24 protein-coding genes are annotated in these 24,948 nt (G+C 59.1%); 13 read left to right on the top strand and 11 right to left on the bottom strand.

Annotated features, from left to right (window positions below; translation table 11 throughout):
- Positions 1–8: 8 nt before the first annotated feature.
- Together AC3WN7_RS08080 and moaB are read right to left on the bottom strand one after the other, a co-directional pair.
- A complete protein-coding gene (locus AC3WN7_RS08080) occupies positions 9–1,196 on the bottom strand; it encodes a molybdopterin molybdotransferase MoeA (RefSeq protein ID WP_173862147.1) in 1,188 nt (395 codons plus the stop codon).
- Positions 1,197–1,218: 22 nt separating this feature from the next.
- Complete coding sequence (gene moaB, locus AC3WN7_RS08075; RefSeq protein WP_015094061.1) at positions 1,219–1,758, bottom strand: molybdenum cofactor biosynthesis protein B; 540 nt, start codon at positions 1,756–1,758, stop codon at positions 1,219–1,221.
- Positions 1,759–1,839: 81 nt separating this feature from the next.
- Here moaB and mobA point away from each other — a divergent pair, with 81 nt between their 5' ends.
- Complete coding sequence (gene mobA / locus AC3WN7_RS08070) at positions 1,840–2,454, top strand: molybdenum cofactor guanylyltransferase MobA (RefSeq protein WP_095968072.1); 615 nt, start codon at positions 1,840–1,842, stop codon at positions 2,452–2,454.
- A 77-nt stretch (positions 2,455–2,531) separates the two neighbouring features.
- Positions 2,532–2,753, top strand: a complete 222-nt coding sequence (locus AC3WN7_RS08065; protein WP_007973479.1) for a YgdI/YgdR family lipoprotein — start codon at positions 2,532–2,534, stop codon at positions 2,751–2,753.
- 85 nt (positions 2,754–2,838) lie between these two features.
- Here AC3WN7_RS08065 and AC3WN7_RS08060 read toward each other — a convergent pair whose 3' ends face one another.
- From AC3WN7_RS08060 to AC3WN7_RS08045, 4 genes are all read right to left on the bottom strand, one after another.
- On the bottom strand, positions 2,839–3,729 hold the full coding sequence (locus AC3WN7_RS08060) for a pseudouridine synthase (RefSeq protein WP_095968071.1): 891 nt from the start codon (positions 3,727–3,729) through the stop codon (positions 2,839–2,841).
- Between the two features lie 63 nt (positions 3,730–3,792).
- Positions 3,793–4,110, bottom strand: a complete 318-nt coding sequence (locus tag AC3WN7_RS08055) for a hypothetical protein (protein ID WP_015094058.1) — start codon at positions 4,108–4,110, stop codon at positions 3,793–3,795.
- Positions 4,111–4,282: 172 nt separating this feature from the next.
- A complete protein-coding gene (locus tag AC3WN7_RS08050) occupies positions 4,283–4,519 on the bottom strand; it encodes a glutaredoxin family protein (protein WP_095968070.1) in 237 nt (78 codons plus the stop codon).
- A 104-nt stretch (positions 4,520–4,623) separates the two neighbouring features.
- Complete coding sequence (locus AC3WN7_RS08045) at positions 4,624–5,832, bottom strand: ammonium transporter (RefSeq protein WP_102675388.1); 1,209 nt, start codon at positions 5,830–5,832, stop codon at positions 4,624–4,626.
- A gap of 328 nt (positions 5,833–6,160) precedes the next feature.
- Here AC3WN7_RS08045 and AC3WN7_RS08040 point away from each other — a divergent pair, with 328 nt between their 5' ends.
- The 8 genes from AC3WN7_RS08040 to AC3WN7_RS08005 all read left to right on the top strand — a co-directional run bounded on the left by AC3WN7_RS08040 (position 6,161) and on the right by AC3WN7_RS08005 (position 16,842).
- Positions 6,161–6,475, top strand: coding sequence for an ElaB/YgaM/YqjD family protein (locus tag AC3WN7_RS08040; protein WP_007973485.1), 315 nt, complete (start codon positions 6,161–6,163; stop codon positions 6,473–6,475).
- Position 6,476: 1 nt separating this feature from the next.
- Entirely contained in the window at positions 6,477–6,866 is a 390-nt protein-coding gene (locus AC3WN7_RS08035; protein WP_102675389.1) for a phage holin family protein, read from the top strand.
- Complete coding sequence (locus AC3WN7_RS08030) at positions 6,863–7,207, top strand: hypothetical protein (RefSeq protein ID WP_095966422.1); 345 nt, start codon at positions 6,863–6,865, stop codon at positions 7,205–7,207. The genes AC3WN7_RS08035 and AC3WN7_RS08030 overlap by 4 nt, the downstream gene beginning before the upstream one ends.
- A gap of 217 nt (positions 7,208–7,424) precedes the next feature.
- Positions 7,425–8,753: a deoxyguanosinetriphosphate triphosphohydrolase gene (locus AC3WN7_RS08025; RefSeq protein WP_015094053.1), complete on the top strand. Its 1,329-nt coding sequence runs from the start codon at positions 7,425–7,427 to the stop codon at positions 8,751–8,753.
- Positions 8,754–8,930: 177 nt separating this feature from the next.
- Entirely contained in the window at positions 8,931–9,323 is a 393-nt protein-coding gene (locus AC3WN7_RS08020) for a response regulator (RefSeq protein ID WP_102675390.1), read from the top strand.
- A 247-nt stretch (positions 9,324–9,570) separates the two neighbouring features.
- Positions 9,571–10,197 (top strand): response regulator transcription factor, encoded by a 627-nt coding sequence (locus tag AC3WN7_RS08015; RefSeq protein WP_007973494.1) that lies wholly within the window; start codon positions 9,571–9,573, stop codon positions 10,195–10,197.
- A gap of 8 nt (positions 10,198–10,205) precedes the next feature.
- A complete protein-coding gene (locus AC3WN7_RS08010) occupies positions 10,206–13,847 on the top strand; it encodes a transporter substrate-binding domain-containing protein (RefSeq protein ID WP_102675391.1) in 3,642 nt (1,213 codons plus the stop codon).
- A gap of 49 nt (positions 13,848–13,896) precedes the next feature.
- Positions 13,897–16,842, top strand: coding sequence for an HD domain-containing phosphohydrolase (locus AC3WN7_RS08005; protein WP_102675392.1), 2,946 nt, complete (start codon positions 13,897–13,899; stop codon positions 16,840–16,842).
- Here the strand turns inward: AC3WN7_RS08005 and AC3WN7_RS08000 are convergent, their stop codons facing one another.
- Together AC3WN7_RS08000 and AC3WN7_RS07995 are read right to left on the bottom strand one after the other, a co-directional pair.
- The gene (locus tag AC3WN7_RS08000) at positions 16,843–17,325 is read right to left on the bottom strand and encodes a GAF domain-containing protein (RefSeq protein ID WP_095966417.1); all 483 of its coding nucleotides are present in this window, start codon (positions 17,323–17,325) and stop codon (positions 16,843–16,845) included.
- Positions 17,322–18,212 (bottom strand): ATP-binding protein, encoded by an 891-nt coding sequence (locus tag AC3WN7_RS07995; RefSeq protein WP_095966416.1) that lies wholly within the window; start codon positions 18,210–18,212, stop codon positions 17,322–17,324. Before AC3WN7_RS07995 ends, AC3WN7_RS08000 begins: the two co-directional genes overlap by 4 nt.
- Positions 18,213–18,377: 165 nt before the next feature.
- Between AC3WN7_RS07995 and AC3WN7_RS07990 the strand changes: the two genes are divergently transcribed.
- On the top strand, positions 18,378–20,699 hold the full coding sequence (locus tag AC3WN7_RS07990) for a hybrid sensor histidine kinase/response regulator (RefSeq protein ID WP_102675393.1): 2,322 nt from the start codon (positions 18,378–18,380) through the stop codon (positions 20,697–20,699).
- Here AC3WN7_RS07990 and AC3WN7_RS07985 read toward each other — a convergent pair.
- From AC3WN7_RS07985 to msrB, 3 genes are all read right to left on the bottom strand, one after another.
- The gene (locus tag AC3WN7_RS07985; RefSeq protein WP_102675394.1) at positions 20,683–21,144 is read right to left on the bottom strand and encodes a MarR family winged helix-turn-helix transcriptional regulator; all 462 of its coding nucleotides are present in this window, start codon (positions 21,142–21,144) and stop codon (positions 20,683–20,685) included. The genes AC3WN7_RS07990 and AC3WN7_RS07985 overlap by 17 nt on opposite strands.
- Positions 21,141–21,626: a glutathione peroxidase gene (locus tag AC3WN7_RS07980; RefSeq protein ID WP_095966413.1), complete on the bottom strand. Its 486-nt coding sequence runs from the start codon at positions 21,624–21,626 to the stop codon at positions 21,141–21,143. The genes AC3WN7_RS07985 and AC3WN7_RS07980 overlap by 4 nt, the downstream gene beginning before the upstream one ends.
- Positions 21,627–21,821: 195 nt before the next feature.
- Positions 21,822–22,217 carry a peptide-methionine (R)-S-oxide reductase MsrB gene (gene msrB / locus AC3WN7_RS07975; protein ID WP_095966428.1) on the bottom strand — a complete coding sequence of 132 codons (396 nt, stop codon included), beginning with the start codon at positions 22,215–22,217 and terminating at the stop codon, positions 21,822–21,824.
- Between the two features lie 226 nt (positions 22,218–22,443).
- Between msrB and AC3WN7_RS07970 the strand changes: the two genes are divergently transcribed.
- Positions 22,444–23,655 (top strand): pyridoxal phosphate-dependent aminotransferase, encoded by a 1,212-nt coding sequence (locus tag AC3WN7_RS07970; protein WP_007973513.1) that lies wholly within the window; start codon positions 22,444–22,446, stop codon positions 23,653–23,655.
- A 317-nt stretch (positions 23,656–23,972) separates the two neighbouring features.
- Positions 23,973–24,863 carry a protease HtpX gene (gene htpX / locus AC3WN7_RS07965; RefSeq protein WP_046043402.1) on the top strand — a complete coding sequence of 297 codons (891 nt, stop codon included), beginning with the start codon at positions 23,973–23,975 and terminating at the stop codon, positions 24,861–24,863.
- The last annotated feature ends 85 nt before the right edge of the window (positions 24,864–24,948 follow it).

The following is a 24,948-nucleotide window of genomic DNA, read 5'->3' as shown; positions in this document are numbered from 1 at the left end:
TGAAGCGGTCAGCTCAGTACTTCGCTCAACGGAATGAAGAAAACGCTATCGCCCTGAACCAGCGTGCGACCTTCCAGGACTTCTACCAGCCCATCAGCCCAGGCAGCACTGCGCAGTACGCCGGAACTCTGGTTTTTGTAGATCGTCGCCCTGCCGTTTTCCAGCCGTCCACGCAAATACTCCCGCCGATTGCCAGGTCGGGGCCAGTCAAACCCTGCCGGTACCTGCACCTTCAGCGGCTCGACTTCCTTTACACCCTGACGACGCAGGAGATAGGGCCTGGTCAACAAGGCAAAAGTCACGAGGGTCGATGCCGGATTACCCGGCAAGCCGATCACGGGCACACCGCGAAAATGCCCGAACGTCAGTGGTTTGCCGGGCTTGATGGCGAGTTTCCACAGCGTCAGTTCGCCCTCTTCGCGCAAGGCGACACCCAGAAAATCAGCTTCACCCACCGATACGCCACCGGTCGAGAGGATCAGATCGACATCCTTCAACTCACCCAATCGGGAACGAGTGGTTTGCAGATCGTCCGGAAGAATGCCCGCGTCGATAACCTCACAGCCCAGACGCTGCAACCAGCTGCACAACAACACCCGGTTGCTGTTGTAGATCTGTCCCGGACCCAGCGTCTGGCCCGGCTCAACCAATTCGTCGCCGGTCGACAGCACCGCCACACGTACCTTGCGAACGACCTCCAGCTCGGCGTAGCCCAATGAGGCAGCCAATCCTTGCTCGATCGGCCCCAGGCGTGTGCCTGCCGGCAGAATCAACTCGCCGACGGTCGCTTCCTGACCTTGCGGACGGATGTTCTGGCCTTGGCTCAAGGCTTGCGTGAAACGCACTCGCTCATCCGCCTGGACCTCGGCGTTTTCCTGCATCTCGACGCAATCGGCACCGGCGGGAACAGGCGCTCCGGTGAAAATGCGCGCACAGGTTCCAGGCTGCAACGGATCGGGGGCCTGGCCGGCAAACACCTTCTGGCTGACCACCAACGGCTCTCCCGTCCAGTCAGCCGTGCGCAGGGCATACCCGTCCATGGCACTGTTGGGCCAGGGCGGCAGATCAAGGGTCGACAAAAGATCTTCAGCCAGTACACGCCCCTGCACCTGCGCCAACGGCAAGCGTTCACGCTCGACAATCCTCGAGACCTCGGCCATTTCCAGCAAGCGTGCCAACGCCTCCTCGACGGGCATCAGGCTGCCGGTCTTGCCCGGCTTACCCACGGGATTCACAAGGCGCTGCCTGTTTCAGGTGAGGCACGAAATTGCACGGGCGATGCCGCGAATCCAGCTGTTCGGCCAGAATGCCATCCCAACCCGTGCGCACGGCATTGGTTGAACCCGGCAAACAGCAAACCAGCGTGCCATTGGCCAGACCGGCCAACGTCCGGGACTGAACGGTCGAGGTGCCGATATCGGCAACCGAGATCTGGCGGAACAGCTCGCCGAATCCATCGACCTGCTTGTCCAGCAGGCAACTGACGGCTTCCGGTGTGCTGTCACGCCCGGTAAAACCGGTTCCGCCGGTGATCAGCACCACCTGCACGACATCGTCGGCAATCCAGTTGGCGACTTGCGCACGAATTTTGTAGAGGTCATCTTTGAGCAACACCCGGGCTGCCAGGTAATGACCGGCGGCACTCAGGCGGTCGACAAAGAGCTGGCCCGAGGTGTCGGTTTCCAGCGTGCGGGTATCGCTGACAGTCAGCACTGCAATGTTCAGCGGTGCGAAAGGTACATCAGCCTTGGCTTTCATAGGCTCGTCCAGTTGTAGGAGAAACAGCCTGGTGTTATATCACAGCGCTCCGTTTTTTCGCCGCTCCCATGGAGACCTGCCATGACCATGAATTCACAATTGCCACCCTGCTCCATTCTGCTCCTGGCGGGCGGTCGCGGCCAACGTATGGGGGGGCGGGACAAAGGGTTGCTGGACTGGCGCGGCGAACCGCTGATTGCTCACTTGCATCGCAAGACCCGCCCGCTGACCGATGACCTGATCATCTCCTGCAATCGCAACCTTGAGAAGTATGCGCCCTACGCCGACCAGTTGGTCCACGACGATGAAGGTGACTTCCCCGGCCCCCTGGCGGGAATTCGGGCGGGCCTGGAAGCAGCTCGCCATACTCATATGCTGGTCCTGCCCTGTGACGTTCCGGGCATTGATGCGGCGCTGATCGGCACCATGCGCGAGACCGCCAACCTGAATCCGGACAAGCCGCTGATGGTGCGGCACGATGGCCACTGGGAGCCGTTGTTGTGTGTGATTCCAGTGCTGCACAAGGCAGCCTTTGAAAAGGCCTGGAACGAGGGTGAGCGCAGCCCGGGCCGGTTGATGCGCAAGCTCGGCGCGACCGCGCTGCAATGCCCAGACAAAGACCCCAGGCTGGCCAACCTCAACACGCCGGAACTATTAAGCGGTCATGTAAGCGGTCATGACACTGTGTCAGACTGACATTGATCAGGAACTTGCGCGGACGGTTCACGTCTCAAGTTCACTAAACCAAAGAATTCTTATTCGGAGACACACTCATGATGCAACGGACCCTCGCCACTTTCATGCTCGCACTGGGCCTCGCCACCCTCGCCGGTTGCGCATCGCCTACGGTGATCACCTTGAATGACGGTCGCGAAATCCAGGCCGTCGACACGCCAGAGTTCGACAAGGATTCCGGCTTCTACGAATTCGAACAGCTCGATGGCAAACAGACCCGTATCAACAAAGATCAGGTCCGTACCGTTAAAGAACTGTAATCGGGTGCCACCGGATACAGAAAAGCCCGCTTGATGCGGGCTTTTTCATGCCTGAAGAACAGCACTTCAGGGGCGCCGTTCAGGATCACCATTGCAGGGTGATTTCACTCTCGAACTCACGCGCCTGGCCCGAGACCGGATCGATGAATTTCAGCCCCTGAGCCAGCAGTTTCAAAGGATTGGCGTAGTCATCCTGCGCATCCTTGAGCACCTCGGGGTAAAACGGGTCGTTGCAGATAGCGGCGCCCAACGCCGCCATGTGTACCCGCAGCTGATGTTTCTTGCCCGTCACCGGGTAAAGACCATACCGCCAGAGTTTCTCCTGTTTCTCCCTGACTTCGATCGCCGTCTCGGTGTTGCACGCCCCAGGCCCTTCCTGCATGCGGAAGAACGGCTCGCCATCGACCAGCCGGCTTTTATGAACCAGCGGGAAAGCACGTTCAGGCAACGCCGCTGCAATGGCCTCGTAGCGCTTTTCGATCTGCCGGGTTGGAAACAACGACTGATAAGCCGAACGACTCTGTGGATTGGCGGAAAACAGTACCAGCCCTGCGGTATGCCGGTCGATGCGATGCAATGGCACCAGATGCGGGTTGTCCAGGCGACGGATCAAGCGCCTGAGCAGCGTCTGTTCGACGTATTCGCCAGCCGGCGTCACCGGCAGAAAGTGCGGTTTGTCGGCCACCACCAGATGCTCGTCCGCGTACAGAATCGACTCGATCACCGGGATCGGTTTTTCATCCGGCACTTCGCGAAAATAATGAATCCGCAAACCTTCCCTGTAGGCCAGATCGAGGGCAATCGGCATGCCCTGCCCATCGAGGACCCGGCCACGGGCGATTCTGTCCAGCCATTGTTCACGACCGATGGCGCTGAAATGCTCGCACAGACAATCGACAACGGTCTGCCACGGGCCAGGTGGCAAGTACAGCGTACTGGCCTGGCTGTGTGCCGCGGAAAAAGAAGAAGTGGACATACGAAAGTTCTAACCCTCAGTGCAGAGCGGCATTATCCAACAGCACGGGGAATGAACCTAGCCTCAAGCCGGAATCCGTGTACGCGCCGCCGCTTCAGTGTATTCCTTGAGCCAGCGCAGTACATCGACCGCCTCCCAGCGAGCGGGGTCATAGAGGGCGTACAACAATCCCTGATAACCCACGACATCGAGTTGCCGGTGATAACCCGCGCGTTGAAACAAGGCTTCGATTTCTGCGAAACAGGTATTGAAATGCGTTTTGTTGAAGGGTGTCTTGCCCTCGGTCACCAGTCCATCCAGACGCAACTCAAGAACGGCTTCACTCACGACGTCTGCGGACATCCGGTTCACGCTGTTCTTCAACTGTTCGACATTGACCACGATTCATCCCTCTCACGCCCGGGCTTGGCTGCTCGCTGCCGAAAATCAGCAGCGGCCATGCAAGCGCCACGAATAACTGTATACGCATACAGTATCCGATCAATACCGGATAAGCCAAGGGGATCAATCGCAAAGTTCGACAGGCGGGAAACACCGCCAGCGCAAAAGCCGCTCAAAGCAAGAACGCCACCACCTCATCGGCATTGAATGGCCAGCCCAGTTCAGCGCCGGTGTCGACCCGCCGCAACACCGGAATACGCAGGCTGTAGGCGGCGAACCAGGTTTCATCGTCGGCGATGTCCACCAGTTCCACCAGCAGACCGCGCTCGACAAACTCCATCAACATGGCTTCGGCTACTTCACAGAGATGGCATCCAAGGGTGCCGAACAACTGACATACGGGAAGCATGAGCGCTCAACCGGAAAATGAAGTGACCATTCTAGGCCTGCTCCGAAAAACCGTCGAGCCATTGAGTCTCCTGCCTGATGCCACCGACGATGATGAGACCTGTGTCAGTCCTGGCTGACGGCGCCGATCTTGTGGATCGACAGGTCCGCGCCGTAATACTCCTGCTCTTGACTCAGGCGCAATCCATGCAGAGCCTTGATCACGCCATACACGGCGAACCCGCCGGTCAGAGCCACGGTGACGCCCAGTGCGGTGCCGATCAACTGGCTGATCAGGCTGACCCCACCCAGTCCGCCCAAAGCGCTCTGGCCGAAAATGCCGCAGGCAATACCGCCCCACACGCCGCACAAACCGTGCAGCGGCCAGACACCCAACACGTCGTCTATGCGCCACTTGACCTGAGCGGCGGTAAAGCACCAGACAAACAACGCCCCCGCGACGGCGCCGGTCACCAGCGCCCCCACCGGATGCATCAGGTCGGAGCCGGCGCAGATCGCCACCAGTCCCGCCAACGGTCCGTTGTGCAGAAAGCCGGGGTCGTTGCGCCCGACGATCAGTGCGGCCACCGTACCGCCCACCATGGCCATCAATGAGTTCACCGCCACCAGTCCGCTGACACCTGGCAGGGTTTGCGCGCTCATGACGTTGAAGCCGAACCAGCCAACAATCAGGATCCATGAGCCCAACGCCAGAAACGGGATGCTCGAAGGCGCGAACGCGACCAGCCGACCTTCGCGATAGCGGCCATTACGCGGCCCGAGCAACAGCACCGCCGCCAGTGCCAGCCAACCGCCCATGGCATGCACCACCACCGAACCTGCGAAATCATGGAAACCGGCGCCAAAACGCTCCAGCAGCCAGGCTTGCAAACCCAGGTTGCCGTTCCAGACCATGCCTTCGAAGAACGGATAGATGAATGCGACAATCAACGCGGTTGCACACAGCTGCGGGACAAACCGGGCGCGCTCGGCGATTCCTCCGGAAATGATCGCGGGAATCGCCGCGGCAAAGGTCAGCAGGAAAAAAAACTTCACCAGTCCATAACCATGGTCGGCATTGAGCACGGCCGCCGGTTGCATGAAGGTCACGCCATAAGAAATCCAATAGCCTATAAAGAAGTAGGCCAGTGTCGATACGGCGAAGTCGCTGAGGATTTTCGACAAGGCATTGACCTGGTTTTTCTGTCGCACGGTTCCGACTTCGAGAAAGGCAAAACCGGCGTGCATGGCCAGAACCATGACCGCACCGATCAGAATGAACAGCGTGTTGGAGCTATGGACCAGGGTGTCCACGGCGCTTTGCAAATTTTCCATGGGATGGGCAGACCTTATGGCAGAAAAAAGCACCAAAGCAGTTCGCGATGGCCGCCCATGCACCAAGTTGCGGCTTCGAAGCATCAGGGGACTGATCTCGTTGAACCGCCTTGGTGCACAGACTCCGTCCGGGAAAAACGTGACCCGGACGTTTGCGCGAGTTTTTGATTGTTGGTCCTACGGTTTTACTGAAATCATGCCTGGCTATAGCGCAATGGTGCGGACCGGCGCACCACGACACAGCAAAAGTTGTACCAGTCATTTGTACTGAACCTTCGCAGAAGGCTCATACTCGAACGCATCAGAAAGCCACTTATGGAGATCCACCATGGCCCGCATCCAGGCAAAGACTGCTCAAGAAATCCTGATGAACGATTTTCAGACACTGGTCAGTGACACCGAACGGTTGCTGGAGCACACCGCGACCCTGGCCGGCGACCAGGCCGACGAGTTGCGCGAGCAGATTCACGACAGTCTCTTGCGTGCCCGTGAAACCCTGAAGCTGACCGAAGACTCCCTGCGCGAACGCGGCAAGGCGGCTGTCACCGCCACCGAAGACTATGTCCAGGCCAACCCTTGGCAATCGGTCGGGATCGCGGCCGGTGTGGGTTTCCTGATCGGCCTGCTGGCCAGCCGGCGCTGATATGTCGATCGGTGAATCCGGCCCGTCTGCGACGGGAACACGCTCCTCATCGCGGCGCCTGGGTGCTGCCTTCCTGGGGTTGCTGCACAGCCATGTCGAACTGTTCGGCATCGAGTTGCAGGAACAGAAAGCCCGCACCGTCAGCCTGTTGCTGTTTGCCGGTCTGGCGCTGGTGTTTGCGTTGCTGCTGCTGGTAGGGCTGTCGACGCTGGTGCTGATCGTGTTCTGGGACACCTATCGCCTGACCGCCATCATCGGGCTCTGCGTGTTCTACACCCTCGCAGCCATATTCTGCGCGATGCGTTTGAGGGCAGCGATTTTCGATGAGTCCTCGCCCTTCCACGGTACGCTGGAAGAGTTGGCCAACGATCGGGAGCGCCTGCTGCCATGAACCTGCCTGAATTGCCACACAACAGCTCACGCACGGAAATGCGCAAGGCGCTGATTCGCCTGCGTATGGAAATGCACCGCCAGGAAATCCGCCACGAATCCGCGCAACTGCTGCAACCGTTGCGGCGGGTGCGCGGGATGACGCAGAACCTGCAGGACGGTTTCGGCATCAAACACGCTCCACTCTGGGGCGTGGCCGCCGTCACCTTGCTGGGCTTTCTGACCGGCAAGGGCGCAAAGAACGGTGGCGGCCTCAGCAGCCTGACCCGGCTGATCCGTCTCGGCAGCACACTGGGGCCGCTGATCAAACTGATCATGCAGGGGTCTTCGCGCAAAGACTGATCAGTTTCTTTCTGGCTACGCTCTTGCAGTGTCGACGGGATGCCCCCTCTCTATCGAGGGGGCGCAATCCTGTGCACCTGTCCGGTCAATTGCCCCCTGCGAAAAAAGTTCTTGCAAGGTGGCCTCGATATCGACGGTGCCCGGTTGTAGTTCCGCTTGCAGGTCATGACGCGAAACGGGAAGCTAGGCCATCAGTCACCTGACGGAGAGTCCCGCCTTGGATTGGCACACCCTGCTTACCCGCGAACGCCTCGGAAAGCCTCTGCACAGCCCTGAAGAACTCGGCCGCAGCCCTTTTCACAAAGACCACGACCGCATCATTTTCTCGGGGGCTTTCCGCCGCCTCGGGCGCAAGACCCAGGTCCATCCGGTGTCCAGCAATGATCACATTCATACGCGCCTGACCCACTCGCTGGAAGTCAGTTGCGTGGGGCGCTCGCTGGGCATGCGGGTCGGCGAAACCATCCGCAACGCCCTGCCCGACTGGTGCGAACCCAGCGACCTGGGGATGGTGGTGCAATCGGCCTGCCTGGCGCACGACATCGGTAACCCGCCTTTCGGCCATTCCGGTGAAGACGCGATCCGTCACTGGTTCCAGCAAGCCGCCGGCCGTGGCTGGCTGGATGCGATGAGTGAAGCCGAGCGCAATGACTTCCTGAATTTCGAAGGCAACGCCCAGGGCTTTCGGGTACTCACTCAACTGGAGTATCACCAGTTCGACGGCGGCACCCGACTGACCTATGCAACCCTGGGCACCTACCTGAAGTATCCATGGACGGCCAGGCACGCCGATTCGCTGGGCTACAAGAAACACAAGTTCGGCTGTTATCAGAGCGAGCTGCCGCTATTGGAGCAGATCGCCCATAAACTCGGCCTGCCACAACTTGAGGAGCAACGCTGGGCGCGGCATCCGCTGGTGTACCTGATGGAGGCCGCCGACGACATCTGCTATGCACTGATCGACCTGGAAGACGGCCTGGAAATGGAGTTGCTGGAGTACGCCGAAGTCGAGTCCCTGCTGCTGGACCTGGTGGGCGACGACTTGCCGGAGACCTACCGCCAGCTCGGTCCCGGCGATTCGCGTCGACGCAAACTGGCGATCCTGCGCGGCAAGGCCATCGAACACTTGACCAATGCCGCGGCCCGCGCCTTCGTCGAACAACAGCACGCACTGCTGGCCGGCACATTGCCTGGCGACCTGGTAGAGCACATGCACGGGCCCGCCAAGCGTTGCGTGTTGAACGCCAAAGACATGGCCCGCAAGAAAATCTTCCAGGACAAGCGCAAGACCCTGCACGAGATCGGCGCCTACACCACGCTGGAAATCCTCCTCAATGCCTTTTGCGGCGCAGCACTGGAGCAGCACAACGGCCGGACCCCGTCATTCAAAAGCCGGCGCATCCTTGATCTGCTGGGTAACAATGCACCCGACCCTCACGGCCCGTTGCATACATCGTTTTTGCGCATGATTGACTTCATCGCCGGCATGACCGACAGCTATGCCAGTGATATGGCCCTGGAAATGACCGGCCGCGCCAGCCACTGAGGCGCTTCGTTTGATCAGCCATTACGGCGTTCGTTTTGGCTGATCCCCCCTTCAACTTCCAACAACACTCAAGTCTCGTCGAATCGCCCTACAACACATGGCGAGCGAACTGATCGCCTGTCCGACACTCTCGCGAAACAATCGCCCTCCCTCTGTTCGACAGATGAAGTGCGCACCATGGCCGAAGACGATCTACGCATCCTCGTGGTGGAGGACCATCCCTTCCAACTGATAGCCACTCAATACCTGCTGGAAAGTTATGGCTTCACCCGACTGACTACCGCCGACAGTGCCAAAAGCGCCATGCAGCAAATGCTCGGGGTCGACCAGCCGTTCGACATCCTTTTATGCGATCAATGCCTGCCCGAGCTGACAGGGCTCGATCTGGTCCGGTTCGCCAGTCAGCGAGGACTGATCAGACAGGCGATCATACTGAGCAGCCTGACGACGTCTGAACTGGATGAACTTGTAAAAACGGCCACTGAACACGGGCTGCCATTACTGGGCTACCTGATAAAACCATTGAAACAATCTGAATTTAGAGAGCTGTTGACCTTGGCACCAACATAAACAAAAAGCACCTATAAGAACCGACAAATACACAGCGTAAAACCTACAAACAACTTCCAAAAAAAACCCACCAGACCACCAAACTTCCCCAGACTTCCTAATAAGAAACCTAGTTAATACGTAGTCCAATTCCTTTTAATTTGTAGGATTTCTCCTATATTTCTGCTACAGCCCGGTCCGTTCATGCGTCCCTTCAAGTATCTGAGCTAAGGTGCGCGCTTTATTTGAGCTCGCATGGGACTTGATTATGAACTCCGTTTTTATTGTCGACGATCACCCGGTTATCCGCCTTGCCGTTCGAATGCTACTGGAACACGAAGGTTACAAAGTCGTCGGCGAAACTGACAATGGGGTCGACGCCATGCAGATGGTTCGCGAATGCATGCCGGACCTGGTCATTCTCGATATAAGCATTCCAAAACTGGATGGCCTGGAAGTGCTGTCCCGGTTCAACGCAATGAGTAATCCACCTAAAACACTGGTACTGACCGCACAATGCCCGACACTCTTCGGTATTCGTTGCATGCAATCCGGAGCCTCGGGTTATGTCTGCAAACAAGAGGACATCAGTGAACTGGTGAGTTCCATAAAAGCGGTATTTTCAGGTTACAACTATTTCCCGAGTGAAGCCTTGAACCCCATCCACGGAGATGAAACACGCTGCATCGAATTGGAACTGTTCAAGTCCGTAAACGACCGGGAACTGATGGTGCTGCAACTTTTTGCCCAAGGTCGCACAAACAAGGAAATCGCCAAGGGCATGTTTCTGAGCAACAAGACCGTGAGTACCTACAAAAAGCGCCTCATGCAGAAACTCAAAGCCAAATCCCTGGTTGAACTGATCGAGATGGCAAAACGTAACGCACTCGTGTGAGAACCTGGATGCCCAGCCGTTTGAAGGTCTATCTGATTCAAGTGACCGCAGGTCTATGCGTGAGCACCTCGTTGTTCGGAGCACCGGGCAATGAATTCTACACGCTGCTCAGTCGCGCGAAGGTCGGGGCGCTGGAGATTCGACTGGATGAATCCCAGCAACAATGGATAAACAACAGAAATCAACTGACGCTCGGCACGTCGGCCCCGGACTACCCCCCTTTCGACCTGACCACCAGTGGTCAAGACTATGAAGGCTTTACCGCCGATTACGCTGGCCTTCTGGAAAAAGCAACCGGGTTGCCGGTCAAGGTTCAGCGTTTCGAATCCCGAGGGGCCGCGATCACTGCGCTGCAGAACGGCGATGTCGATCTGCTTGGCACCGCCAATGGATTCGAAGCTGGAATTGCCGAGATTGCCCTGTCCATACCCTATGCCGTCGACCAACCCGTATTGGTGACCCGCGAGGGGGAAACCCGATCCCTCACCGATGGCCTGGCCGGATTGCGCCTGAGCATGGTGTATCACTATTTACCGCTGGCGGAAGTCAAGGCGTTGTACCCAAAGGCGATCATCACGTCCTATCCGTCCTACCAGAATGCGATCAATGCCGTTGCCTTCGATCAGGCGGATGTGTTTCTCGGCGACACGATTTCAACTCACTACATGATCAACAAGGGGTACTTGAACAACATCCGGATGGCCAACTTCGGCAAACATGAAGCCCATGGCTTCAGCTTTGCCGTCAACAGGAACAACCCCGAACTGCTCGGCATCATCAACGCGATGATCAGGGCCATTCCCTCCAGTGAGCGAGAAAACATCGCCAAACGCTGGAGCGCCGGCAGCGACATTCTGCTGACCGATCAAAAGCTGCAACTCACTGACCGGGAAGAACGCTGGCTGGCACATCACCCGGCAGTGCGCGTCGTCGTCAACGAAGCCTATGCGCCACTGACGTTTTTCGATAGCAATGACAACTTTCGCGGGGTCAGCGCGGATTTGCTTGAGCTGATCAGGCTGCGCACCGGCTTGCGCTTTGACATCCAGCGCAGTCGAAACGATGACGAGATGATCAAACAGATCAAAAACAACCAGGCCGATGTGATCGCCGCATTGCTCCCCAGTGCCAAACGTCAAACCCAACTGAACTTTACCCGCCCCTTTCTGGAAAACTCCTACGTCCTGCTGACCCGCAAAGCCGCCGACAGCCCGACCAACCTCGAGCAGTTGCAGGACAAGCGCCTGGCCATTGCCCGCGGCAATCCACTCATGGATTACCTGCGCATGGAATTTCCCCGGATCAGGTTGATCGAAGCTCCAGATACCTTCAGCGCCGTAGAGTTACTCGACGAAGGTCAGGCCGAGGGCGCGGTGAACTCACTGGTCATTGCCAATTACTTCATTTCCTCGCGGCTGTTCGAACACACCTTGCAAATCAGCACCACCATCGGCACCGAGCAGGCAGCGTTCTCGCTGGCCACTGCACGGGATGCCAAAGAGCTGAACGCCATTCTGAACAAGGCGCTGCTGAGCATCTCGCCGGAGGAACTGGGCATCATCAACAGTCGCTGGCGCGGCTATTCGGCGTCCTCGCAAAGCACCTGGCGCAACTATCAAAGACTGTTCTACCAAATCGTCATTGGTGCCGGTGCGCTATTGCTGATTTCCATTGCGTGGAACGACTACATGCGACGCCAGATCAAGCAGCGCAAGGCCGCCGAGCGTGCATTGAACGATCAGTTCGAGTTCATGCGATCGCTGGTCAATGGCACGCCCCATCCTATCTACGTACGTGATCGGCAGGGATTGCTGCAAAGTTGCAACGACAGTTACCTGCAAGCGTTCTGCGCCAGGCGCGAAGATGTCATCGGCAAAAGCGTCATGCAGGGGGCGATGAGCAATGTGTTCGAAGCCCGGGAGTACCAGGCTGACTATCAGCGCGTGGTGACCGAGGGCAGACCGTTGATCGTCGATCGCGAACTGCACATTGGTGGCCGGCGGCTGACGATCTATCACTGGATTCTTCCCTACCGCGATTCCAGCGCGACAGTGCAAGGCATTATCGGTGGCTGGATCGACATCAGCGAACGCCGGCAACTGCTGGATGATCTGCGTTGCGCAAAAGAACACGCCGATAACGCCAACCGGGCCAAAAGCACGTTTCTGGCCACGATGAGCCATGAGATCCGCACGCCGATGAATGCAATCATCGGCATGCTTGAACTGACACTCAAGCGTCTTGATCATCGGCACCCGGAGCGTCCGGCCATCGATGTCGCGTACAACTCGGCGAAAGGGTTGCTGGAACTGATTGGCGACATCCTCGACATTGCCAGAATCGAATCGGGACGCTTGAGCCTTAGCCCGGAGCGCGTCAATCCGGGTGAACTCGTGGCCTCGGTCGTACGGATTTTCGATGGTCTTGCCCGACAGAAGGAACTCGAACTGCAGCTGGAGTTTTCTTCGGCCAACCCGACCTTCGATGTGTTGCTGGACCCTTTGCGCTTCAAGCAGGTGCTGTCCAACCTGATCAGCAATGCCATCAAGTTTACCGAGCAAGGCAAGGTCCGGGTCATTGTCGACCTGCACCCGGCAATGGAGCCAGATCGTGTGCAAATGCGGGTGCAGGTTCACGACAGTGGCATCGGGATCAGCGAACAGGATCAACACCGGCTGTTCGAGCCCTTCGCCCAGGTCGACAACGCCACTCAATCGACCAGGGGGGGCGCAGGGCTGGGTCTGGTCATCAGCCGCAATCTCTGCGAGATGATGGGCGGCAGCCTGCAACTGCGCAGCGAGCCGGGTGTCGGCACTCAAGTGGAGGTATTGCTGCACCTGGAAACGTTACCGCTGCAACAATCTGCCCAGGTGGCCGAGACGCAAATTGTCGTCGCCACAACCCCATTGAATGTTCTGGTCGTCGACGATCATTCGGCCAATCGCTTGCTCACCTGCCAGCAACTGGAGTTTCTAGGCCATCGATTTACCGTCGCGGCCGATGGCCAGGAGGGATTGGAGGCATGGAAAGACCAACCGTTTGATCTGGTGATCGCCGATTGCAACATGCCGGTCATGAACGGTTACGAGCTGGCCCGTGCCATTCGCCAGCATGAAAGCCAAAACCATCGCCCTCCCTGCACTGTGCTCGGCTTTACCGCCAACGCCCAGCCGGAAGAAATACAACGCTGCAAACAGGCCGGAATGGATGACTGCCTGTTCAAACCCCTTAGCCTCGGAGCCTTGAGCCAGTGGATGGAAAACATTGAGCCCATCCATGCAACCCCGGCGTTCAGCCTGCACGGGTTGAAACTGCTGACCGGGGGCAACCCGATTTTGAACCGCAGATTGCTCAACGAGTTGGTCAACAGCAACCGCCAGGATCTGCAAACGCTGCAGTCCCTATCCAGCTGCGGGGATACGCAGGCGCTGCAGGACATTGCCCACAAAATCAAAGGCGCAGCCCGGATAGTGCAAGCCTCACCCCTGATCGACCGTTGCGAGGCGCTTGAAGCCGCCTGCCATGAGGATTTCGATCGCGAAAAAGTGGCCGGATGCTGCAAATCCATGGAACGCACCATGCTTGAGCTGGAGGAGGCGTTACTACGTCAGATCAAGCAATACGACGAAGGCGCAATGACAGAGCCTTAACTATGCTTGGACCCTCAGCGGTGTGTTGACCCTCATGGAGAAACCCGCAATGCCTGACCCACTGCGCACGGATCCACGCCGGTTTCCACTGCATGTCCATATCAGCGTGATGTTCACCTTTCTGTTGTTGCTGACCGGAGTGCTGCTGGGTCTTTTCAACTACCGGCAAACGACCCAGATCATACTGTCCAGCAGTGAAAAACTCTTCAACCGTATCGAGCAGGATGTCCGGCTGGACCTGCACGCCACCTATGAACCCATTCGCCACCTGTTGAGCCTGCTGGCACTCAATCCGGCGGGCCAGTCCACTGATCTCGAACACCGCCTGGCACTGCTCGAACCGTTCAGCCAGTCACTCGAGGACAACCCCAATCTGGCGTCGCTGTACCTGGGCTACGACAACGGTGACTTTTTCATGGTCCGCCCGCTGCATACCCCAGAGGTCAAGACCCTGGTCAAGGCCCCGGACACGGCGGCTTACCAGGTCTGGAGCATTGAGCGCGACGGCAGCGGCCAGGCTCGCTCCCAGTCTTTGTTTTTCGACCGGGACCTGGCACTCGTCAGTCGCCAGGACAACCCGAACGACACCTACGACCCTCGCAGCCGTGCCTGGTTTACCAGCGCCCGTAGTGACAATGACCAGATCACGACCGAACCCTATATCTTTTTTTCCACCCATGACATTGGCACGACGCTGGCCCGACGCAGTGGCGACAAGGCAATCATGGCCGCCGACCTGACCCTGGCCGAACTCAGCGCGACCCTGGCCAAGCACGTCGTGACCCCCCATACCGAAATCGTGCTGTTCGATGCCGAAGGTAATGCCATTGCCTACCCCGACAGCCGCAAGCTGATCATCGATGATCAGACAGCGCGCCTGATCAAGGCCGCGGACCTGAGCCCCAGCCTGGGTGCGCTGCTCAACAACCCCTCTCAAGGCAGTCGCCTGGATGCCAACGGCCGGCAGTGGATCGTGGCCCGCAGCAGCATGCAGGAGGGCGGCCCCCAGGGCCTGCAACTGGCACTGCTGGTACCGGAAGACGAGTTGCTCGTCGATGCTTACCGGATGCGCTGGCAAGGTGCGCTCATTACCCTGGCCACGCTGCTGTTATGCGTGCCGCTGGGTTGGCTGACCTCCAGAGTCCTGGTCAAACCCTTGCGTGCGCTGGTGCAGGAAGCCGATGCGATTCGCAGTTTCGATTTCAATTTTCCGCTTTCCCGTCGCTCGCCGGTGCTCGAAGTCGACCAACTGAGCGTGTCGATGGCACGGATGAAAGACACGCTGGCGAGCTTCTTCCAGATCACTGACAGCCTCAGCGCCGAAACCCGTTTCGCCCCGCTGCTGGAACGCGTGTTGTTTGAAACCGTGAAAATCGGTCAGGCCCAGGCCGGCCTGATCTATCTGCGCGAAGTTGATGGCGGGTACATGGAACCCCACGGACTGGTCATCAACAACACCACCGAAAACCTGCAATCCTTCGACATCCGCGGACACTCACTGGAAAACCCGCAAAGCCCCCCATGGCTGCAGCAGCTGGCAAAGGTCGACAACGTCGTCAGTAACCTGGGGTTCGAGCAAGCGGGCGATCTGCAGAAAGTCTTGCTCGCGCTGGAAAGTCCCCGGGTCCACCTGATCGGAATCCGCCTGCATAATCGCCACAACGAAACCGTGGGCCTGCTGGTGTTGCTATTGGCCGACAGCGGCGAGCACAGCGATCTGGACAAACTGCGACCGGACCGCATTGCGTTTCTCCAGGCGGTGTCCGGCGCGGCGGCCGTGTGTATTGAAAGCCAGCGCCTGCAGGCCCGGCAAAAACAGCTGCTGGACGCCTTCATTCAACTGCTGGCCGGCGCCATCGACGCCAAAAGCCCCTATACCGGCGGCCATTGCCAGCGCGTGCCGGAACTGACCCTGATGCTTGCCCAGGCGGCGGCAGCCAGCCAGGAACCCGCCTTCAGCGCCTATCGGCCGACCGACGATGAATGGGAGGCACTGCACATCGCTGCCTGGCTGCACGATTGCGGCAAGATCACCACGCCGGAATACGTCGTCGACAAAGCCACGAAGCTGGAAACCCTGACCGATCGCATCCACGAAATCCGCACCCGCTTCGAGGTACTCAAGCGCGATGCCTGGATCAGCTACTGGCAGGCCATTACGCTGGGTGGTGACGAGCAAGCGCTGGCAGAACTGCGTGATGCCAGCCTCGCCGGGCTGGATGATGATTTCGCCTTCATTGCCCGTTGCAATCTGGGTGGCGAAGCCATGGCCGACGCTGATCTGCAACGCCTGCGCAGCGTGGCTGAACGCACCTGGACCCGGACCCTGGATGACCGGCTGGGCGTGTCCTGGGAAGAGAACCGGCGTCAGGCCCGAACACCCGCCCCCACCCTGCCCGTCAGCGAACCCTTACTGGCGGACAAACCCGAGCACCTGTTCGAACGCAGCGAAAACGAAGTGATACCGCAAGATAACCCCCTGGGTTTCAAACTCGACATTCCGCCCCACAAATACAATCGGGGCGAGCTGTACAACCTGAGCATTGTCCGGGGCACCCTGACGAGCGAGGAGCGTTTTGTCATCAATAACCACATCGTTCAGACGATTCTGATGCTCAACCATTTGCCGTTCCCCGGGCACCTGCGCAGCGTCGCGGAAATAGCCGGCGGGCATCACGAAAAAATGGACGGCAGCGGCTACCCGAAACGCTTGAAGCGTGAAGACATGAGCCTGCCGGCGCGAATGATGGCGATTGCCGATATTTTTGAAGCCCTGACGGCCGCCGACCGCCCTTACAAAAAAGCCAAGACCCTGAGCGAAGCGCTGGGCATCATGGCGTTCATGTGCCGTGATGCCCACATCGACCCGGAACTGTTCGGGCTGTTCATCAGGGCACAGATCTATTTGCAGTACGCCAGGCGTTTCCTCGACCCTGCGCAGATCGATGCGGTGGACGCATCGGGCCTGCTGGCCAAGGCCGGCCTGGTGTCTTGATCAGCAGTCGGTCAGGCGCAGGAAAATCGCCGCCAGTTGCTCGATACCGGCCTGGTCCTGCGGGGTAAACCGCGCCAGTTTCGGGCTGTCGAGATCGAGCACGCCGATCAATCGGCCGTCCTTGACCAACGGCACCACCAGTTCGCTGTTCGAGGCGCTGTCACAGGCAATGTGACCGGGGAACGCGTGCACATCTTCGACCAACTGGGTCTGCAAGGTAGCGGCTGCTGTTCCGCAGACACCACGTCCGAACGGAATCCGCACGCAAGCGATCTGCCCTTGAAACGGGCCCAGCACCAGCTCCTCATTGCGGTTGAGGTAGAAACCGGCCCAGTTCAGGTCATCGAGCTGATTGAACAGAAACGCCGAGAACTGCGCGGCATTGGCGATGAAGTCCCGCTCGTCCGCCAGCAATGACTCCAGCTGCGCGTGCAGCATGCCGTAGCCTTCGAGGCCCTGGCCGCTCTTTTGTAAATCGATCATGCCTTGTGCTCCAACAGTTTCAGCCCGACCCAGTAACGGGCAAATTGATAAGCGCAACGTCCATTGCGATTGCCTCGGCCTGTGGCCCAGCGTACCGCCAGGATGTCCAGCTCTTCGCTGCGCTGCCATGCCAGTCCGGCCTTGCCGGCCAACTGGCCGATCCAGTGCTCGACGACGTCGAGGAAGTGTTCCTGGGTAAACGGATAGAACGATAGCCACAGGCCGAAGCGGTCCGACAGCGCGATCTTGTCTTCCACCGCCTCGCTCGGATGCAGCTCGCCGTCGACCCGCTTCCAGTTCTCGTTGTCACTTTCCTTTTCCGGCACCAGGTGGCGACGGTTCGACGTGGCGTACAGCAAGACGTTGTCCGGCGCCTGTTCCAGCGAGCCATCGAGTACGCTTTTGAGCACCCGGTAATCGCCCTCGCCCGACTCGAACGAGAGGTCATCGCAAAACAGCACGAAACGCAGGGGCAGTTTGCCGATCTGTTCGACCACGCGCGGCAGGTCTGCCAAGTGATCGCGCTCAATCTCGATCAGACGCAAACCGGCTTGAGCGTGCTCAGCCAACAAGGCGCGCACCAGCGACGACTTGCCGGTGCCGCGCGAGCCCCAGAGCAAGGCGTGGTTGGCGGGCATGCCGTCGAGGAACTGTTGGGTGTTGCGCCCAAGCTGCTCAACTTGCCGGTCGACGCCGATCAGGTCCGACAGGCGCATGTCGAGGCTGACCTGCAGCGGCATCAGATAACCGCCGCGCGACTCACGCTGCCAGCGCGCGGCCAGGCATTGCGTCCAGTCGATGGCTGGCCGGGGTGCCGGCAGCAACGGCTCGATACGCGCCAGAACGGCATCGGCACGTTCAAGAAAAGCATTCAATCGGGAATCCACGACTTCTCCTCGGGCACGTTCACAGTAATGATGGTGATACAGCGACGAAACACAGCGTCACACAAGTGGCTGCCCCCGCGGTACAGGCCTCGCGAGAACATCAACAGGCAGGCATGATCGACTATGCTTGAGCAGCGAAAGGAAACGGAAGTGGTTCACCCCCCCATGGACATCAAATTCACCAACCGGCTGTCATTCAAGCAAGCCCGGCTGACCGTGCTGGTCGGTTTCATTCTGGGCACGCTGCTCAGCCTGCTGCAAATAGGCATCGATTATGCCAGTGAAGACGCCTCCATCAATCGTGAAATCCTTTCATTACTGGAAATCAGCCACAACCCGGCCTCGCGAATCGCCTATAACATCGACGCCGAACTCGCCAAGGAACTGACCCAGGGCCTGCTGCGCTCGCCGGCGATCATCGGCGCGAAACTGACCGACAACAACGGCACCGTGCTGGCCAACTCCAAGCGACCCGAGGCGCAAAACGGCTACCGGATGCTCAGTGACTTCCTGTTCGGTGCCAACCGACAGTTCGAAGACCGGCTTTACCTGGATCATTTACCCAGCGAATCCCTGGGTACGCTGCGGCTGAAGGTCGATACTTACGCGTTCGGCAACCGGTTCCTGCGCCGGGCCGAAGTGACCCTGATCAATGGCTTCGCCCGCAGCCTGCTGCTGTCCGGCATCCTGCTGGCGCTCTTCTATGTGATGCTCACCAAACCCCTGGTACGGGTGATCCGTGAGCTCAGCGGTCGCGACCCGGGCAACACCGAACCGACGTCGCTGGAGTGTCCTGCCGGGCACGCCAACGATGAGATTGGTGTACTGGTCAAGGTTGCCAACCAGCAATTCAAAAACATCGCCACCGAAATCCGGCAGCGGCGCAACGCGGAAAACCGCCTGACCGACTACCTTGGCCAACTGGAAAACATCGTCTCGGCCCGCACCGCCGAACTCAAGGCAATCAATAGCCGGCTCAGCCAATCCAACGAGGAACTGGAAGCCGCGCGCAGTACCGCCCTCGACATGGCCGAAGCCCGCTCGGTGTTCCTGGCCAACATGAGCCATGAAATCCGCACGCCCCTCAATGGTTTGCTCGGGATGATCGCGCTGTCCCTCGACGGACCGCTGAATGCCGAACAACAGCAACAGCTGTCGATTGCCCATGACTCGGGCAAGGTACTGGTGGAACTGCTCAACGATATCCTCGATTTGTCGAAGTTCGATGCCGGTCAACTCGAACTCGAACACATCCCCTTCGACCTCGGTTCGCTGATCGAGGACACCGCCAACCTGCTGTCGCAGAACGCCGCCCCCAGCGTCGAACTGACCTGCCTGATCGATCCGCATTTCCCGGCACTGGTGCTCGGCGATCCGACCCGGGTGCGGCAGATCGTCAGTAACCTGCTGTCCAACGCCCTCAAGTTCACCCGTTTCGGGCGTGTCGACGTACGCCTGTCGACGTTCGGGGACGGCGTCAGAATCGAAGTATGCGACACCGGCATCGGCATCCCTCAGGAAGCCCAGGCCAGGATCTTCCAGCCATTCACCCAGGCCGGCGCCGGTATTACCCGCCAATTTGGCGGCACCGGGCTGGGCCTGGCGCTCACCTACAATCTTTGCGAAGCCATGCAAGGGCGCCTGACGATCAGCTCCGAAGCGGGTTTTGGCAGTCAGTTCTGCGCCGATCTGCCATTACCCAGCCATACCCGCGCAATGCCTGCTGTTGCGCTCAATGGCAAAGTCGTCGCCATCACGGCCGCCAGCAGTGGGCTGGGCGAACTGCTGAACAGCCTGTTGCCTGGCTGGGGGCTGGACTATGAACGGCGCTCCATGGATGACTCACTGCTTGGCCTGGCAGCCGACGTACTCATCACCGACTGCCCCGAATGCCTGTTCAGTTTGCGCCCAGCCCTCAGTGCGCCGATCCTGTTGATCACCGCGTATGGCAATTTCATGCCCAGCGAAGAGGTAAACGCCCTCGCCCCCCTGCAACAACAGGCACGCCCCCTGGCCCGCAATACGCTGTATCAGAGCTTGCGGCGGATCCTGCAGCCACAACCGCAGCCGATCAACGATGTCCGGCTCGAAACGCAATGCCCGCTACGCCGCGGACGCGTGCTGCTGGTGGAAGACAATCCGGTGAACCAGCTGGTGGCCAAGGGCATGCTCGGCAAGCTCGGCTGCGAGGTCACCACCGCGGCTCATGGGGCCGAGGCCCTGGATCAACTCGAACAACGGGAGTTCGACCTGGTGCTGATGGACTGCAACATGCCGGTGATGGACGGCTATGAGGCCAGCCGGCAAATCCGCCGCAGCGGACGCTGGCCCCAGCTGCCCATCGTCGCCCTGACGGCCAACGCCATGTCGGAGGAGCGCGAACGCTGTCGTGCCGCGGGCATGAGCGACTACCTGGCCAAACCCTTCCGGCGCGAAGAGCTGGCCGCCCTGCTGGACTTGTGGATCCCCGCTACGACAGCGTCCTGATCTGCCCCAACAGGTGATCGAGACCATCGCGTAAGTCGTTGAGTCGATTCAGGTCGACCCCACTGTCGCACAACAACCGCGCCTTGAGTGGCCCGACCTGATCGCGCAAGGCCGTTCCGGCTGGCGACAGGCTCAGGTGCACTTCACGCTCATCGCGCGCCGAACGCTGACGCTGCACCAGATGCATTTGTTCGAGGCGCTTGAGCAAGGGTGTCAGGGTGCCGGAATCCAGGGCCAGACGCTCCCCCAATGCCTTCACGGTCGGTTGCTCGGGGGCGGCTTCCTGCCACTCCCACAGCACCAGCATCGCCAGGTACTGAGGGTAAGTCAGGCCCAACTGATCGAGCATTGGCTTGTAGGCGCGAATGACCGCACGGGAAGCGGCGTACAGCTTGAAACACAGCTGGCTGTCGAGCTTCAGGGAATCGACGGACAAGGTGTTCATTTGAGCAGGGCTTCAATCTCGCGGGTCAGGTCCTGCGGCTTGGTCGCCGGGGCGAAGCGCTTGACCAGTTGCCCGTCCTTGCCGATCAGGAATTTGGTGAAGTTCCACTTGATGCCCTGGGAACCCAGTACACCCGGAGCGCGCTTTTTCAACTGCACGAACAAGGGATGGGCGCCGGCGCCGTTGACTTCGATCTTTTTGAACAGCGGGAAGCTGACACCGAAGTTCAGCTCGCAGAATTCGGAGATCGCCCCTTCATTGCCCGGCTCTTGCTTGCCGAACTGGTTGCAGGGAAAACCGAGCACCACCAGGCCCTGGTCCTTGTAGGTCTGCCACAACGCTTCCAGGCCTTTGTATTGCGGAGTGAAACCGCACTTGCTGGCCGTGTTGACCACCAGCACGGCCTTGCCGGCGAAATCCGCCAGGGTCTTTTGTTCCCCCTTGATCGTGGTGCAAGGGATGCTCAGCAGGTTGTCGCTCATGATGAAAGCTCCGGATTCGGGAAGATGAGCCAAACATAGCGAGCAATTGAATTGCGTGCAATTTAAATTATCGAACGCCAATCCACTGTAGGAGCGAGCTCGCTCGCGATGGTCGTCAACGATAACGCGGGAAGCCTGGTGCTCCGAGTTGCTCTCTGGTCCATCGCGAGCAAGCTCGCTCCTACAGGGCTCGCATTACTCGCGGGGCACCAGGTCCAGGCATACCGAGTTGATGCAATAACGCAGGCCAGTCGGCGGCGGACCATCAGGGAAAACATGCCCCAGGTGCGCGTCGCATCTGGCGCAGACCACTTCGGTGCGGATCATGCCGTGGCTGACATCACGGATCTCGGTCATGGCGCTGTCGCCGATCGGCGCGTAGAAACTCGGCCAGCCGCAGCCGGAATCGAATTTGGTCCTGGAGTCGAACAGCGGTTCGCTACAGCAGATGCAGTGGTAGACACCGTCGGTTTTGGTGGCGTTGTATTTACCGGAAAACGGCCGTTCGGTGCCTTTGAGGCGGCACACGTTGTACTGCTCTGGATCGAGCATCGCCTTCCATTCTTCCAGGGTTTTTTCCAACTTTTCCATCATCACACCTCAGCGGCTGAAAAAGCCCGATCTGTACCTTTTCCACGGATCGGGCGGCACGTATGATTGCGCCTCGTCAAACGCCAGTCTGGCAGCCAGACCACGCGCATTCAAACGGAAATATGGGTGCTGCATCTCAAGGCGTCAGGCCTGTGTGAATACGCAGGATTCCCAGCACGGCTGTCCAAACGCCGTCTGGATCGTTCATTTTCGGGAACACATCGCCATGCAGGTCAGCAAATCGAACAAGCTCGCCAACGTCTGCTACGACATTCGCGGCCCGGTGCTCAAGCACGCCAAGCGCCTGGAAGAGGAAGGCCATCGCATCCTCAAGCTGAACATCGGCAACCCGGCGCCTTTTGGTTTCGAAGCGCCGGATGAAATCCTCCAGGACGTGATCCGCAACCTGCCGACTGCCCAGGGCTATAGCGACTCCAAGGGCCTGTTCAGTGCGCGCAAGGCCGTGATGCAGTATTACCAGCAAAAGCAGGTAGAAGGCGTCGGCATTGAAGACATCTACCTGGGCAATGGCGTTTCCGAACTGATCGTGATGTCGATGCAGGCCCTGCTCAACAATGGCGACGAAGTGCTGGTGCCTGCACCTGACTACCCGCTATGGACCGCCGCCGTGAGCCTGTCCGGCGGCAATCCGGTGCATTACCTGTGCGACGAGCAAGCCAACTGGTGGCCAGACCTGGCCGACATCAAGGCCAAGATCACCCCGAACACCAAGGCCCTGGTGATCATCAACCCGAACAACCCGACTGGCGCGGTGTATTCGAAGGAAGTGCTGCTGGGCATGCTGGAACTGGCCCGCCAGCACAACCTGGTGGTGTTCTCCGACGAAATCTACGACAAGATCCTCTACGACGATGCCGTGCACATCTGCACCGCCTCCCTGGCGCCGGACTTGCTCTGCCTGACCTTCAACGGTCTGTCCAAGTCCTATCGCGTGGCCGGTTTCCGATCCGGCTGGATCGCCATTTCCGGTCCGAAACACCACGCCCAGAGCTATATCGAAGGCATCGACATGCTGGCGAACATGCGCCTGTGCGCCAACGTGCCCAGCCAGCATGCGATCCAGACCGCCCTGGGTGGCTACCAGAGCATCAATGACCTGGTGCTGCCACAAGGTCGCCTGCTCGAACAGCGCAACCGCACCTGGGAACTGCTCAACGACATTCCGGGCGTGAGCTGCGTCAAGCCGATGGGCGCGCTGTACGCATTCCCGCGCATCGACCCGAAAGTCTGCCCGATCCACAACGACGAGAAATTCGTCCTCGACCTGCTGCTCTCCGAAAAGCTGCTGGTGGTTCAAGGCACCGCATTCAACTGGCCATGGCCAGACCACTTCCGCGTCGTGACCCTGCCACGTGTCGATGACCTGGAGATGGCCATCGGACGCATCGGCGGCTTCCTCAAGTCCTACCGCCAGTAAGCGCCCTGCACCGTGCGACACGCCTGCGCGTCGCACGGTGATTTTCATCCGGCAACATTTGTTTGCATTGCGTCACTGGCAGTCGTTTTGCCCGCTGCCGAACAACGCCGTGCCCGCTCGCGCCTAACAAAGGCGGGGCGTTCGACATGAATTGACTGACAAACACTTCCTGCACTCGCGTCGGAAATGCCCTGCAAGCAGCTAAACTATTGCCGTAGGACACAGTTTGAAATAGTCACCCGGTTGAATACCCCGGTGCAGCACCTTATATACCCCGCAGTACGCTACATCTTTAGCATGAGGAGATTTCTACAACCATGATGCGCATCCTGCTGTTCTTGGCCACTAACCTGGCGGTCGTGCTGATTGCCAGCATCACCCTGAGCCTTTTCGGCTTCAACGGGTTCATGGCGGCCAACGGGGTTGACCTCAACCTCAATCAGCTGCTGATTTTCTGTGCGGTCTTTGGTTTCGCCGGTTCACTGTTCTCGCTGTTCATCTCCAAGTGGATGGCGAAGATGAGCACCAGCACCCAGATCATCACCCAGCCACGCACCCGTCACGAGCAATGGCTGCTGCAAACCGTCGAGCAACTGTCCCGCGAAGCCGGGATCAAGATGCCCGAAGTCGGTATTTTCCCCGCCTACGAGGCGAACGCCTTCGCCACCGGCTGGAACAAGAACGACGCACTGGTCGCCGTGAGCCAGGGCTTGCTCGAGCGCTTTTCGCCCGATGAAGTGAAAGCCGTCCTGGCCCACGAAATCGGCCACGTGGCCAATGGCGACATGGTTACCCTGGCGCTGATCCAGGGCGTGGTGAACACCTTCGTGATGTTCTTTGCCCGGATCATCGGCAATTTCGTCGACAAGGTGATCTTCAAGAACGAAGAAGGCCAGGGCATTGCCTACTACGTGGCGACCATCTTCGCCGAACTGGTTCTGGGCATCCTGGCCAGCGCCATCGTCATGTGGTTCTCGCGCAAGCGCGAATTCCGTGCCGACGAAGCCGGTGCAAACCTGGCCGGCACCGCCGCGATGATTGGCGCCCTGCAGCGCCTGCGGGCGGAACAAGGCCTGCCGGTGCACATGCCCGACACCCTGAACGCCTTCGGCATCAATGGTGGCATCAAGCAAGGGTTCGCTCGCATGTTCATGAGCCACCCGCCACTGGAAGAGCGTATCGACGCCCTGGCTCGTCGCCGCAGCTAAGAGCTTCCACCGCAAATGAAAAGGCCCGTAGCGATGCGGGCCTTTTTTTGTCTGTTCAAAAGCTTCAGTGCTTTTCAGGGCCCCT

The sequence above is a fragment of the Pseudomonas sp. FW305-70 genome (assembly GCF_058783925.1).
Note: the sequence above shows the minus strand (reverse complement) of the source record. Positions and strands in the feature narration are given on the sequence as shown.